Origin of the sequence: Actinoplanes sp. NPDC023801 (genome assembly GCF_040639655.1) — a bacterium.
In the GTDB taxonomy this organism is placed as follows: domain Bacteria; phylum Actinomycetota; class Actinomycetes; order Mycobacteriales; family Micromonosporaceae; genus Actinoplanes.
In genome coordinates, this window is sequence record NZ_JBFAAI010000051.1 from 1 (window position 1) to 13,518 (window position 13,518).

At 71.1% G+C, this 13,518-nt stretch carries 10 protein-coding genes; 6 read left to right on the plus strand and 4 right to left on the minus strand.

Annotation, left to right across the window (positions count from 1 at the left end; translation table 11 throughout):
- The first annotated feature begins 205 nt into the window (after window positions 1-205).
- Both AB0G04_RS43040 and AB0G04_RS43045 read left to right on the plus strand, forming a co-directional pair.
- Window positions 206-1,966, plus strand: coding sequence for a glycoside hydrolase family 6 protein (locus AB0G04_RS43040; RefSeq protein ID WP_360996171.1), 1,761 nt, complete (start codon window positions 206-208; stop codon window positions 1,964-1,966).
- 95 nt (window positions 1,967-2,061) lie between these two features.
- Window positions 2,062-2,700 (plus strand): hypothetical protein, encoded by a 639-nt coding sequence (locus AB0G04_RS43045; RefSeq protein ID WP_360996173.1) that lies wholly within the window; start codon window positions 2,062-2,064, stop codon window positions 2,698-2,700.
- On the opposite strand, the gene AB0G04_RS43050 is transcribed toward AB0G04_RS43045, so the two are convergent.
- Window positions 2,673-3,287: a DUF3455 domain-containing protein gene (locus AB0G04_RS43050; protein WP_360996175.1), complete on the minus strand. Its 615-nt coding sequence runs from the start codon at window positions 3,285-3,287 to the stop codon at window positions 2,673-2,675. The two genes, AB0G04_RS43045 and AB0G04_RS43050, sit on opposite strands and share 28 nt — an antisense overlap.
- Before the next feature lie 100 nt (window positions 3,288-3,387).
- On the minus strand, window positions 3,388-4,158 hold the full coding sequence (locus AB0G04_RS43055; RefSeq protein ID WP_360996178.1) for a hypothetical protein: 771 nt from the start codon (window positions 4,156-4,158) through the stop codon (window positions 3,388-3,390).
- Window positions 4,159-4,540: 382 nt separating this feature from the next.
- Here AB0G04_RS43055 and AB0G04_RS43060 point away from each other — a divergent pair, with 382 nt between their 5' ends.
- From AB0G04_RS43060 to AB0G04_RS43070, 3 genes are read left to right on the plus strand one after another with little or no spacing between them, the layout of a single operon-like run.
- On the plus strand, window positions 4,541-6,448 hold the full coding sequence (locus AB0G04_RS43060) for a translation initiation factor III (protein ID WP_360996181.1): 1,908 nt from the start codon (window positions 4,541-4,543) through the stop codon (window positions 6,446-6,448).
- Window positions 6,445-7,920: an NADH-ubiquinone oxidoreductase-F iron-sulfur binding region domain-containing protein gene (locus AB0G04_RS43065; RefSeq protein WP_360996184.1), complete on the plus strand. Its 1,476-nt coding sequence runs from the start codon at window positions 6,445-6,447 to the stop codon at window positions 7,918-7,920. Before AB0G04_RS43060 ends, AB0G04_RS43065 begins: the two co-directional genes overlap by 4 nt.
- Window positions 7,921-7,949: 29 nt before the next feature.
- Window positions 7,950-8,498 carry a redoxin domain-containing protein gene (locus tag AB0G04_RS43070; RefSeq protein WP_360996187.1) on the plus strand — a complete coding sequence of 183 codons (549 nt, stop codon included), beginning with the start codon at window positions 7,950-7,952 and terminating at the stop codon, window positions 8,496-8,498.
- Between the two features lie 33 nt (window positions 8,499-8,531).
- On the opposite strand, the gene AB0G04_RS43075 is transcribed toward AB0G04_RS43070, so the two are convergent.
- Window positions 8,532-8,777, minus strand: a complete 246-nt coding sequence (locus AB0G04_RS43075) for a PspC domain-containing protein (protein ID WP_360996190.1) — start codon at window positions 8,775-8,777, stop codon at window positions 8,532-8,534.
- A 194-nt stretch (window positions 8,778-8,971) separates the two neighbouring features.
- Between AB0G04_RS43075 and AB0G04_RS43080 the strand changes: the two genes are divergently transcribed.
- Window positions 8,972-10,777 carry a serine/threonine-protein kinase gene (locus AB0G04_RS43080; RefSeq protein ID WP_360996193.1) on the plus strand — a complete coding sequence of 602 codons (1,806 nt, stop codon included), beginning with the start codon at window positions 8,972-8,974 and terminating at the stop codon, window positions 10,775-10,777.
- A 34-nt stretch (window positions 10,778-10,811) separates the two neighbouring features.
- On the opposite strand, the gene AB0G04_RS43085 is transcribed toward AB0G04_RS43080, so the two are convergent.
- Complete coding sequence (locus AB0G04_RS43085; RefSeq protein WP_360996195.1) at window positions 10,812-13,259, minus strand: Tex family protein; 2,448 nt, start codon at window positions 13,257-13,259, stop codon at window positions 10,812-10,814.
- Window positions 13,260-13,518 lie beyond the last annotated feature (259 nt).

The following is a 13,518-nucleotide window of genomic DNA, read 5'->3' on the forward strand; positions in this document are numbered from 1 at the left end:
CCGCTGTCTCAGCGTCGCTGAGACAGCGGTACGCGACAGCCCGGCGAAAAGGTGGCATGAACTGAGGGTTGCCCGGCTGTTTCGGAATGATTGCGCTGGGAGCGCTCCCATGGAATGCTGTCCATATCGGCCAGCGATCCCCACCGATGTGTTGGTCGGCCGTTCCCCGGCGTGCTCCCACGCCACCCCGTCTCGAGGAGCCCTCATGAGACCCATCCCCACCCGCGCCAGGGCGCTGACTGCCGCCGTCGCCGTGGGCGTCGTTGCCGCCACCGGCGCCATGGCTGTCGCGACCAGCGCCAGCGCTGCCGCCGGCTGTCGCGTCAACTACACGGTGAACCAGTGGAGCACTGGCTTCACCGGCAACGTCACCGTCACCAACCTCGGTGACCCGATCTCCGGCGGCTGGCGGCTGACCTGGACCTGGCCCGGCAACCAGCAGGTCACCCAGGGCTGGAGCGCCACCATCAGCCAGTCGGGGGCGAACGTCACCGCCGCCAACCCGGGCTGGGCCGCTTCGCTGGCCACCAACGGCACGGCGAACTTCGGCTTCAACGGCAGCTACTCGGGCACGAACACCGCGCCCGCGACGTTCTCGCTCAACGGTACGGTCTGCAACGGCCAGACCGGCGAGCCGTCCCCCTCGGCGTCCGTCTCCACGTCGACCTCACCGTCGCCGTCCACCTCCACCTCCAACCCTCCGCCGCCGCCCGGCAAGGTCGACAACCCGTACGCGGGGGCCAGGGGCTACGTGAACCCGGAGTGGAAGGCGAAGGCCGAGTCGGTCGCCGGCGGCAACCGGGTCTCCAACAACCCGACCGCCGTCTGGATCGACCGGATCGCCGCCATCGCCGGCACCAGCGGCAGCAGCTCCAACGGCTCGATGGGCGTGCGTGACCACCTGGACGCGGCTCTGGCGCAGGGTGCCGGCTACATCCAGTTCGTCATCTACAACCTGCCCGGCCGGGACTGCGCGGCGCTTGCCTCCAACGGTGAGCTCGGCCCCAACGACCTGCCGCGCTACAAGGCCGAGTACATCGACCCGATCGCCGCGATCCAGGCCGACTCGAAGTACGCGAGCCTGCGGATCATCAACATCGTCGAGATCGACTCGCTGCCGAACCTGGTCACCAACGTCGGTAGTGCCGCGGGCGCCACGGCGACCTGCGACACGATGAAGGCCAACGGCGGCTACGTGCAGGGCATCGGTTACGCCCTGAACAAGCTGGGCGCGCTCGCCAACACCTACAACTACGTGGACGCCGCGCACCACGGCTGGATCGGCTGGGACTCGAACTTCAACCCGACCGCCGACATCATGCTCGAGGCCGCCCGGGCCTCCGGCAACGTGAAGAACGTGCACGGCTTCATCACCAACACCGCCAACTACTCGGCGCTGCGTGAGACGTTCGTCCAGCCGACCACCACGGTCGGTGGCCAGAGCGTCCGCCAGTCCAAGTGGGTCGACTGGAACCAGTACACCGATGAGTTGACCTTCGCTCAGGCCTTCCGTAACCGGCTGGTCTCGATCGGTTTCGACGCGGGCATCGGCATGCTGATCGACACCTCCCGCAACGGCTGGGGCGGCTCGGCCCGGCCGACCGCGGCCAGCACCAACACCAACGTCGACATCTTCGTCAACGAGTCGCGGATCGACCGCCGCATTCACGCCGGTAACTGGTGCAACCAGGCCGGTGCGGGTCTCGGCGAGCGGCCCACCGCGGCGCCGGCCACCGGCATCGACGCCTACGTCTGGGTGAAGCCGCCGGGTGAGTCGGACGGCTCCAGCAAGCTCATCCCGAACACCGAGGGCAAGGGCTTCGACCAGATGTGCGACCCGGCTTACACCGGTAACGCCCGCAACGGCAACAGCCTGTCCGGCGCGCTGCCCGACGCCCCCATCTCGGGTGCGTGGTTCCCGGCGCAGTTCGCCCAGCTCATGGCCAACGCCTACCCGGCGCTGTGATGAACTGACCCGCTGAACGACCTACCGGCCGGCGCTTCGGCGCCGGCCGGTAGTGCTATTGCAATACAGGTGCATCGTGACCTACCGTCATGGGCATGAAGAAGGTGTGGGGACTCGTCAGGTTCGTGGTCGTCTACGAGCTCAAGCTCTGGGCGGCGCTGTTCCGCTGGATCCTGCGGCGCCCGTACCCGGTCGAACCGGGGACCCGCCGGTTCGGGTACCTTGGGGCGGTCAAGATGATCCTGATCGCGTTCATCGTCGTCTCCGCCGTCGAGATCCCGATCCTGGAACTGATGATCCCGTGGCGCCCGGTCGCGAACGCCGCGCTCTTCATTGGTGTCTACGGCCTGATCTGGATGTTCGGCCTGATGGCCAGCATCGTGGTGCACCCGCATCTGGTCGGTCCGGCCGGTCTGCGCATCCGCAACGGCATCACCCTCGACGTCGCGATCGGCTGGGAGTCGATCGAGTCGGTCGAGGTGCGGCGCCGCTCGATGCCACCCGGCGGGCAGACCCAGTTCGAGGACGGCGTGCTCTCGCTCGGCATGGCCAGTCAGACCAGCATCGACGTACGCCTGACCGGACCTCTGGTGCTGCCGGTCCGCAAAACCGGGGGGCAGCCCGTGACCACCGTCCGTTTCCACGCCGACGACCCGGATGCCCTCGTCGAGGCGGCCCGTGAGTTCCTCCGCCCGGCCACCGTCGATCAGGCCTTGGCGACGAAGAACCGGTAGACCGCCCGGTACGGCACCGCGGTCGTCCCGCCGGCACACGAGCCGGCCGGGGCCAGCCCGCCGACGGTGTCCAGCCGCTGGACGTAGGTGACCTTGCCGAACACCCCGTCACCGCGGCCCGGTTTCGCGGTGATGCGCAGCTGCTGGATGCTGCCCGGCTGCTCGGACGGCACCCGGACCACCCCCTCCGGGTCACCCTCGAGCCGTGAGCCGTCCTGGTCCGACTGCCAGCTCGGGCCGCGGAAGTGCAGCGCCGACACCTTCTTGACCGGGTGGACGGTGACGCCGGTGAGCGACGCGGCCGGTTCCAGCAGCGTCCACGCCGCGGCCCGGCACTCGTAGACCTGGACGCCACGAGCCTTGAGGACGGCGTGGAGCACGTGCCCGGCGGGCGGGTTCAGTGCCGCCGGCACGCGGGGGTCGACGCCGTGGAACTGCTCGGGCCGGGCCGCGGGCGGAGCGGGCACGGCCGGGGTGCGGTCCGTACCGGCGAACGAGACGCCGGTCGGCACGGCGACCGACAGGAAAGCTAGCGCGCCGAGCGCGGCGGTGATCTTGCCGGCAGGGCGTCGGGCATACGGGGTCACGGAGTCCTCCCCTATGGACGGTGACGCTGGGCCCTCACGCTAGACGGCGCAGGCCCCGGGAAGGCTCGTTGATCCGTGAAATCACCCGGACGAAGTTCTCCTATCGGGGCGGCGGCATCCGGTAGAAGCCGGTCGGCAGTGTCTGCGACTCGATCCGGGCGGTACGGGACCGGGTCCGCAGCCGGAGCAGCAGCAGGACACCGAGGAAGACACAGATCCCGCCGACGATCAGTCCGGGACCGAGCAGCGTCGACTCCTCGGCGACCAGGGCGGTCTGCGATTCGTCCGACTCGCTCGGGATGACCGGGCCGGTGTCCTCCCGGGGTGCGTCCTCCTCGTCCGCCTCCTCGCTCGGCTCGGCGGACGGGCCGCCGGCCTGCTCACCGCGGACCGTGGCCGACGCCCCGGCGGTGGTCAGCAGGGTCTGCCCGGCGTCGAAGGCGCGCGCCTCGAACCGCACGTCACCGCCGTCCGGCCCGTCGAAGGCGATCTGCCAGCGGCCGGTGACGGTACGGCCCCGGCACAGCGTGCCCGGGTCGAGGGCGTCGTCGATGATCGTGGTGGTGTCACCCTCCGTGCTGGCGGTGGCGGCGAACCGGCCGTCGTCCTCGACCCGGTTGACCCGCAGCTGCCCGGCGTCGACCGGCGTGCGCACGAGCAGGACCCACCGCACTTTCCGGCACCGGCGGTTCTCCGAGGTCGCCACCGCCGTCACCGTCGCCGCGGAGCGGCCCGCGGTGAACCTCTCCGGAGCGGTCACCCGCACGCTGAAGCCCGGCACGTCGGCCGCGGCCGGCGGCGTCCAGGCCAGCGTATTCAGTACGACGGCCGCGACGACCGCGCCGGCGAGCGCGATGATCCGGTGACGCATGACGATCCCCCTTCCCAGGGCATGCCCTCGATTCGTCATCACTACTTAGTTCGCCTGGGGCGGCAGAATGGTTCACCGGGTGGCCCGGGTCACCCACCCCGCGATCCTTATTTTTTCCTTAGGTGAGCAACCTTTCGGTTATCCGTGCAGCTCAGCGGGCCTGCGCGGATCGTGGCCACGCGACTACCGAAAAAGTTCGGGCGGTGTTCATCCGAAGCCGGGCCCGGCACGTAATCCGGGGAGGACACGGACCGGAGCACGCAGGGGAAAGCACTGCCGAGGACCGGGTCCAGCACCAGCGCTTGAGCGCGGGGCGTTCCCCACGGACGCCGGCGTCCCACCGCCCACGGGACGTGACCGCACCAAGGAAAACGAGGAGTCCATGGCCCGCTCGAAGAACAACAAGGCATCCGCCCCCCGGGTGGCGGTCGACGTCGAATCCACCGGTAGTCGTCCGGCGTCGAGAACCGCGGTGGTAGTGCTCGTCCTGAGCATCCTGGCCGCTCTCTGGGCCGTCGCGATGATGACCGCTCCGGGTCGGGTCGCGTACTACTACTTCTTCGCCTACGCCGATTACTACATGGGCGTCATCGCCCTGGTGTCGCTCTCGATCACGATCATGGTGGGTCTGGTCGCCACCGATCGGCTCGTGCTCAGCATCCGCCAGCGGGTGCTGCTCCAGTCCGCGCACCGCACCACCGGCGTGATCGCGGTCGGCGCTCTCTTCGTGCACGTGTGGACGAAGTACGCCAAGGACTTCATCGGCCTGATCGACATCGCCGTCCCGTTCCTGACCGACGGTCCCAACAGCCTGTACGTGGGTTTGGGCACCGTCTCCGGCTGGATCATGGTGCTGGTCATGTGGTCCGGCATCGCCCGCGCCAAGTTCATCGGCCGCGGCCGGCCGTGGATGTGGCGTGGTATCCACGCGATCTCGTACCTGATGTGGCCGATCGCCCTCACCCACGGCCTCTCCGCCGGCCGGCCCGCCGCCACCTGGGTCAGCGTCAGCTATGTCGTCTGTGTGCTCGGTGTGGTCGTCGGCCTCGCGGTGCGCCTGTCGGTGAGCCTCAACCGCCGCAAGGACTTCGCCTCGCCGGCCGGTGTCGGCGCGGCCAAGGCGAAGGAGACCGGCGCGTTGCTGCCCACCGCCTCGGCGCCGATCCGCCGCCCGGTCCGCCGTGCCGAGCCGGCGATCGATCTGCTCACCCCGGCCGGCGCCGAGCCGGCCCAGATGACGCAGACCTGGAACCAGCCGACCCTGGCGCCGGCCGCCCGCCCGGTCAGCCCGGCACCGGTCCGGCCGGTCAGCCCGGCACCCGCTCCGATGGCGATGGAGGAGGACTACCCGCCCCGCCGTCGTCAGCCCGAGCTGGAGGCCCCCGCCCCCCGGCAGCGCCGCTCCGTCGAGGACGACGAGCTCTACGACACCCAGACCCGGATGTCGCGCCGGGACCTGGAGGAGGAGCGCTACCGGTACGACGACGAGCCCGCCCCGCGCTCCCGTGGCGGCCGCTCGCAGGAGCTCTACGACGAAGGGCCGCGCGTCCGCGGCCGCCGTTACGAGGACGACGAGCCGGCTCCGCGGCCGCGTCGCCGTGACGACATCGAGCAGACCGGCACCCGGATGCGCCGCGACGATCTCGAGCCGACGGGCACCCGGATGCGCCGCGACGATCTCGAGTCGACCGGTGCCCGGCTGCGCCGCGATGACGTCGAGTCGACCGGTGCCCGGCTGCGCCGTGACGATCTCGAGCCGACGGGCACCCGGATGCGCCGTGACGAGCTGGAGTCGACCGGTGCGCGGCTGCGCCGTGACGAGCTCGAGTCGACCGGTGCCCGGATGCGCCGTGACGAGCTCGAGACCACCGGTGCCCGGATGCGCCGCTACGAGGACGACGAGCCGGTTCCCCGCGCTCGTCGCCGCGAACCGGAGTACGACGAGCCGGTCGTGCGCGGCCGCCGCCGTGCCGAGGACGAGTACGACGAGGTGCCCCGCGCCCGTGGTGCCCGGTACGAGGAGGAGCCGGCCCCGCGTGGCCGTGCCGAGCGGTACGAGGAACCCCGCTACGAGGAGCCGCCCCGGCGGCCCAGCCGCAGCGAGTTCGTCGACTTCTCCGAGGGCGGCCCCACCGGTTACCCGGCCGACGACAGCCCGACCCTGGTCGACAGCGGCACGCGCCGGAACCGTCGCGCCGAGCCGGGCGGCCGTGGCGGCCGCCGCGTGCTCGACGAGGGCGACGACGGCTACTTCTCCCAGCTCCGTGGTGACATGAGGGATTCGAATTGAGCACGGCACAGGTTCCCCCGGTCACGGCCGTCGGCACGCCCCGGATCACTGCCGGGTTCGACGAGTACGGCCGTCTTGACCTGCTGGCCCACCAGGAGGTGCACGGCGGGTTCGCGGCGCTCTCCTCCGGTGAGCTGATCGGCCTCGCCGACCGGATCGAGCTGCGCGGGCGCGGCGGTGCCGGCTTCCCGTTCGCCCGCAAGGTGCGCGCGGTGGTCGACTCCTGCCGCCGTCAGGATCTGCCCCCGGTGATCGTGGTCAACGCCACCGAGGGCGAGCCGCCGTCGTGGAAGGACAAGGCGATCCTGACCCGCGGCCCGCACCTGATCCTGGACGGCGCGGCGCTGGCCGCCGCCGCCCTGGACGCCGAGGAGATCGTCATCGGCGTCGCCGACGACGGCGTCGGCCAGAACTCGCTCGCGGCTGCCCTGGCCGAGCGGAAGATGCCCTGCCCGACCCGGATCGTGCTGGTGCCCCACCGGTTCATCTCCGGTGAGGGCGGCGCGCTGGTCCGCGGCATCAACGGCGAGGCGCACATCCCGCCCGGCCGCAAGGTGCGCTCCAGCGACAACGGCGTGATGGGACTGCCCACCCTGCTGTCCAACGCCGAGACGTACTCGCAGCTGGCGATCGCGGCCAGGCTCGGCCCGTGGGAGTACAACGCGGTCGGCATCCCGGAGGAACCGGGCACGGTGATGCTCACCGTCGGTGGCTCCGCGACGGCGCCGGCCGTGGTGGAGGCACCCAGCGGCACCCCGCTCATGGAGGTGCTGGAGATGTGCGGCGCCGACATGGGCCCGGGCCTGCTGGTCGGTGGTTACCACGGCAAGTGGGTCACCGCTGAGCAGGCGAAGACGATCAAGATCTCCCGTAAGGGTTTCGCCAAGGTCGGCGGCACGCTCGGGGCCGGCATACTGATCCCGATCGGCTCCAAGACCTGCCCGGTCGGTGAGGTCGCCCAGGTCGTGCAGTACCTGGCCGGCGAGTCGGCGGGACAGTGCGGCCCGTGCCGGATCGGCCTGCCCGACCTGGCCCGCGCGGTCACCCTGGTCTCGCTCGGCGGCAACGCGGTGGAGCAGGTGCGGCAGGCGGCCGGCATGGTGAAGGGCCGCGGCGCGTGCAGCCACCCGGACGGTACGTCCCGGTTCGCCCTCTCCGCGCTGGAGGTCTTCCAGGAGGACGTGCGGGCGCACGCCAACGGCGAGGGCTGCGGCAAGCCGGTCCGCGGCATCCTGCCGCTGCCCTACACGGCCGAGAAGGGTGCCCGGAAGCTGGCCCTTGACTGGTCGCGGTGCGACGGGCACGGGTTGTGCTCGGCGGTCGCCCCGGAGATCATCCGGCTGGACAACAACGGGTTCCCGGCGTTCCCGACCACACCGCTGCCGCCGTGGCTGGAGGACGGCGCCCGCAAGGCGGTCAACGTGTGCCCGGCTCTCGCGCTGCGGCTCACCGAACCGGTCCCGGCCCAGTGATGCGCGCGTCCCGCGTACGACATCGGCTGTTGCCCCTTGCACTGGCTGCCGCCCTCGCGGCAGCCGGCTGTGGCAGCTCGCCGGCCGCGTCGCCGGAGACGCCGGCCGCCGGACCGTCCCCGGCCGCCGCCGCGCCACCGGCGTCCGGGGCGGTCACCGCGCAAGCGGTGACCGTCCCCAAGACGCTGAAGTTCACCGGGACCACGCTGCAGGGCAAGAAGTTCGACGCCGCGAGCATGGCGGGCAAGCCGGCCATCCTGTGGTTCTGGGCGCCCTGGTGCGCCACCTGCGCCAGTGAGGCGCAGTCCCTCGCCGACATCCACGAGGAGTACACCGGTCGCCTGAGCGTCCTCGGCATAGCGAGTCTGGGCAGCGCCGCCGAGATGGACGACTTCGTGGCCGACTTCTCGATCGGCGGCATGCCGCACCTCGACGACAAGGCCGGCAAGTTGTGGAAGCGGTTCGGCATCGCTCAGCAGAGCTGGTACGTGATGCTGGACCGCACCGGGAAGGTGGTCCACAAGGGCTACCTGGACGATCTTCAGCTGACCGGGAAGGTCAAGGAGCTGACGGCCTGAGCGGACGACTGCCGCCCGCCCAGGCCCGGATGATCAGAAGGTGGTGGGCTCCGCGGTCTGCCAGGCCGGCTTCTCGGCCGGCATCACGAGCCACAGCACCGGGTAGATCAGGATCTGGCTGCCCGGCACCACGAACAGGACCAGTACGAACAGCAGGCGGGCGATCCACGGGTCGAGGCCGAACCGGCGGGCGAGGCCAGCGCACACGCCGGCGATCATCCGGCCGTCCTGCGGGCGGACCAGGCCCTGACGGGCGAGCGAGTCGTGCACGGCGTTCATCTTCGATTCCCTGCCTTCACTTGCGGTGATGTGATGACTCCATGGTGTGCCGCGAGAGGTGGTCCGTGCATCGGGCATGGCCCGGATCCTTGTATCGGGGATCTCCATGAGCCCGGCGGCCTGTTCGTGGAGAGACATGGCCCTATACAGTGCGAGCGGCACACGTAAGGGGGCGTTTCCGGGGGGCTGGGGGAATGGTCGACGACGGCGCATTGCCGGGTGAGCGGACGCAACCGCTGCGCAAGGCAGACCCGCGCAGCCTCGGCGACTACGAACTCGTCGGCCGGCTCGGTGAAGGCGGGATGGGCACGGTCTACCTCGCCCGGACCGCTGGCGGGGTGCTCGTCGCGGTCAAGATGGTGCGCGCCGACCTGGCTCACGACGACGAGTTCCGGCGCCGCTTCCGCAGTGAGGTGGACCGGGCCCGGCAGGTTCCGCCGTTCTGCACCGCCGAGGTCATCGACGCCGACCCCGACCACGAGTCGCCGTACCTGGTGGTCGAGTTTGTCGACGGCCCCACCCTGGCCGAGGTCGTCGAGCAGCGCGGCCCGCTGACCAGTGCCAATCTGCACGGTGTGGCGATCGGGGTGGCCACCGCGCTGACCGCCATCCATGGCGCCGGGGTGATCCACCGCGACCTCAAGCCGCGCAACGTGCTGCTCGCCCCGGGCAGCCCCAAGGTGATCGACTTCGGGATCGCCCGCGCCATGGAGGCGACCAGCGCCAACACCCGTACCGACCAGATGGTCGGCACGGTGGCCTACATGGCACCGGAGCGCTTCTCATCGGACGCCGAGGTCCCGCTGACCCCGGCCGCCGACGTGTTCGCCTGGGGCAGCGTGGTGGCGTACGCGGGCACCGGGCACACGCCGTTCTATGCCGACTCGCCGCCGGCCATGGCGGCCCGCATCCTCACCCAGCCGCCCAAGCTGGACGGCCTCAGCGGCCCGCTGCGCGACCTGGTGGCGCACTCGCTGGAGAAGGATCCGGCGAACCGCCCCAGTTCCCGGGAGCTGCTCGATCTGCTGATCTCCGGCAAGCAGCGGCCGGCCGCGACCGCCGCGGCCTTCGCCGACCAGCCGGATCTCCGGGTCGCCGCGACGGAGGCACAGGCGGTGACCGGGGTCTCCGCCGAGCCGTCGGTGAGCCTGCCGACCCTGGCCATCCCGCCGGGACTCGTCGGCTACGACGAGAACTCGATCGTCACGGTGCCGATCTCCGCCCCGGTGCCTCAGCCCGCCCGGCGGCCGGTGGCGCGGCAGGGCCGCCGATGGGCCATGCCGGTCCTGCTCGCGGTGTTCGTGACGGCCCTGGTCGCCGGTGCCGTCCTGGTGGCCGTGGAGCTGCGCAACGACGACGGCCGCCGCGCCGATGCCGTGTCCCCGGCGTCACCGGCGCCGACACCGATAGTCACCATCACCACGCCGGCCGATCCGCCCCGGGTGCAGGACACCCTGCTGCGGCAAGCGCTGTGGACCGCCAAGGAGCTGCCGGAGGAGACGGCGAGGTGCTACTTCGCCGACGGGCTGGTGGCCCGCCGGGAGCGAGGTGGTGTCTTCAAGTGCTCGGGCCCGCTGGACGAGATCCCGGCCGACATGCACGTCGAGGTGACGACGCGGCTCATCACCCGGGGCAGTTGCGCGGCCATCTGGTTCCGCAACAGCGGGCAGGTCGGCTACCAGGCCCGGGTGTGCGAGAACGACATCCTCCTCGCGCTGCACAACCGGAACGGCGACGGCAAGATCACGGTGTTCAAGACGTTCCCGCTGGGCGACACGCCGATCGGGCTGGCACCCGCCGCGGCCCGGATCGGTCTGATCACCAGGGGCGACACGGTCGAGGTGTACCGGAACGGGATCCTCGTCGGCACGGCCCCGCTGGCCGAGGAGCGGCTCCAGGCGGGCCGCGTGCTGCTCGGTATCTACAACGGGCGGGACACCCCGGACATCGGGCCGTACGAGGTGGCCTTCAACGACATCAAGATCTGGGACGTGAAGTGACGAGGCCCGGGCGGCGGCCCGGGCCTCGCCTCGTTCAGTCCCGGGTCAGACCGGCCCGGCGCAGCGCGTCGGCCATGGCACTGTTGCCGAAGCTGTTGCCCCCTCCGCCGCCGCCACGCTGACCGCCCGGCTGGCGCGGCTGACGCTGCTGGCCGCCGCTCTGACCGCCCTGACGCTGCTGGCCGCCGCCCTGGCCACCCTGACGCTGTCCGTCCGGACGGCCCTGCCCGCCGCCCTGGCGCTGTCCGCCCTGACGGCCCTGCCCAGCCTGTCCGCCGCCCTGGCCGCGGTCCTCGCGCGGCTGCCGGCCCTTGTTCGGCTCGTCGTTGAGACGCATGGACAGCGAGATCCGCTTGCGGACCGGGTCGACCTCCAGGACGCGTACCTTCACCACGTCCCCGGACTTGACCACCTCGCGGGGGTCCTGCACGAACTTGTCGGACAGCGCCGACACGTGCACGAGACCGTCCTGGTGCACGCCGATGTCGACGAACGCGCCGAAAGCGGCCACGTTGGTCACCTGGCCCTCGAGGATCATGCCCGGCGAAAGGTCCGCGATCTTCTCGACGCCCTCGGCGAAGGTCGCCGTGGTGAACGCCGGACGCGGGTCGCGGCCTGGCTTCTCCAGCTCCTTGAGGATGTCGGTGATGGTCGGCAGGCCGACCGTGTCGGTGACGAACTTGTCCGGACGGATGCCCTTGAGCAGCGGGCTGTTGCCGATCAGCGACTTCACGTCCGACCCGGCGGCCGCCGCGATCGTCCGGACCAGCGGGTACGACTCCGGGTGCACGCTGGAGAAGTCGAGCGGGTCCTCGCCGCCCGAGATCCGGAGGAAGCCGGCGCACTGCTCGAACGCCTTCGGGCCGAGCCGGGCGACGTTCTTGATTTCCTTGCGGTTCCGGAACGGGCCGTTCTGGTCCCGGTGCAGCACGATGTTCTCGGCCAGGCCCGCCGTGATCCCGGAGACCCGGGTCAGCAGCGGCGCGGAGGCGGTGTTGACGTCGACGCCGACGCCGTTCACGCAGTCCTCGACCACCGCGTCGAGCGACCGGGCCAGCTTCACCTCGGAGATGTCGTGCTGGTACTGGCCGACACCGATCGACTTCGGGTCGATCTTCACGAGTTCGGCGAGCGGGTCCTGCAGGCGGCGGGCGATCGAGACCGCGCCGCGCAGCGACACGTCCATGCCGGGCAGTTCCTGCGAGGCGTACGCCGACGCCGAGTAGACCGACGCGCCCGCCTCGGAGACGACCACCTTGGTCAGTTTCGCGTCCGGGTGCCGCTTGATGAGTTCGGTGGCGAGCTTGTCGGTCTCCCGCGAGGCGGTGCCGTTGCCGATCGCGATCAGCTCGACGTTGTGCTTCGACGCCAGCGCGGCGAGCCGGTGGATCGACTCGTCCCACTTGTTCTGCGGCACGTGCGGGTAGATCGTGTCGGTCGCGACCACCTTGCCGGTCGCGTCCACGACGGCGACCTTCACCCCGGTCCGGAAGCCCGGGTCGAGACCCATGGTGGTACGGGTACCGGCCGGCGCCGCGAGCAGCAGGTCCCGCAGGTTGGCCGCGAAGATCCGGACCGCCTCGTCCTCGGCCGCCTCCCGCAGCCGGACCCGCAGGTCGGCCCCGAGGTGGATCAGGATCCGGGTGCGCCACGCCCAGCGGACCGTGTCGATGAGCCACCTGTCGCCGGGCCGGCCCTGGTCGCTGATGCCGTTGCGGCCGGCGATGCGGCCCTCGAAGTATCCCTCGTCCTCCTCCGGGTGCGGCTCCATGGTGAGGTCGAGGACGTCCTCCTTCTCCCCGCGCAGCATCGCCAGGATCCGGTGCGACGGGAGCTTGGAGTACGGCTCGGCGAAGTCGAAGTAGTCGGAGAACTTGGCGCCGTCGGTCTGCTTGCCGTCGCGGACCTTGGCGACCAGCCGGCCCCGCGTCCACATCTGCTCACGCAGGTCACCGATCAGGTCGGCGTCCTCGGCGAACCGCTCGATCAGGATGGCGCGGGCCCCGTCCAGGGCGGCCTGCGGATCCGCGACCCCCTTCTCGGGGTCCACGAACGCCGCAGCGGCCGCTTTGGGGTCGACCGAGGGGTCGCCCAGCAGTCCGTCGGCGAGCGGCTCCAGGCCGGCCTCACGGGCGATCATCGCCTTGGTCCGCCGCTTCGGCTTGAACGGCAGGTAGATGTCCTCCAGGCGGGCCTTCGTGTCGGCCTCGAGGATCTGCTGCTCCAGGGCGTCGTCGAGCTTGCCCTGGGAGCGGATCGACTCCAGCACCGCGGCCCGCCGGTCCTCCAGCTCCCGCAGGTAGCCCAGGCGCTCCTCGAGCGTGCGCAGCTGGGCGTCGTCGAGGGTGCCCGTCACCTCCTTCCGGTAGCGGGCGATGAACGGCACGGTGGCCCCGCCGTCGAGCAGCTCGACCGCGGCGGTGACCTGCCCTTCCCGTACCCCGAGCTCCGAGGCGATGCGCTGATGGATAGCTGTCGTCACGTCGACGATTGTTACCGAGCCCGCGCCGTCGTGTCGCGCCACCCCGCAGTGTCACCCGTCGGCGATCAATCGGGCATGCCGCACGGGGCGCTGGGGGACACCGGGGTACCGCTGGAGAGGGACGCCTGGTTCGTGGCTGAACCGCCCGGCGGGGGCGCCCCGTACCCCGATGTCGCGAATGTCACGTCGGTCTCCCGCCGCGTGTCGCTGCGGTCTTCCGGCCGCCCGATGCCGCCGGATTCGGCCCGGAACGTCGCCA

Bases quoted from the DNA above. Each gene is read 5' to 3' on its own strand.
- AB0G04_RS43080 (WP_360996193.1), top strand. From the start codon at position 8,972: ATGGTCGACGACGGCGCATTGCCGGGTGAGCGGACGCAACCGCTGCGC.
- AB0G04_RS43060 (WP_360996181.1), top strand. From the start codon at position 4,541: ATGGCCCGCTCGAAGAACAACAAGGCATCCGCCCCCCGGGTGGCGGTC.
- AB0G04_RS43075 (WP_360996190.1), bottom strand. From the start codon at position 8,777: ATGAACGCCGTGCACGACTCGCTCGCCCGTCAGGGCCTGGTCCGCCCG.
- AB0G04_RS43055 (WP_360996178.1), bottom strand. From the start codon at position 4,158: ATGCGTCACCGGATCATCGCGCTCGCCGGCGCGGTCGTCGCGGCCGTC.
- AB0G04_RS43045 (WP_360996173.1), top strand. From the start codon at position 2,062: ATGAAGAAGGTGTGGGGACTCGTCAGGTTCGTGGTCGTCTACGAGCTC.
- AB0G04_RS43040 (WP_360996171.1), top strand. From the start codon at position 206: ATGAGACCCATCCCCACCCGCGCCAGGGCGCTGACTGCCGCCGTCGCC.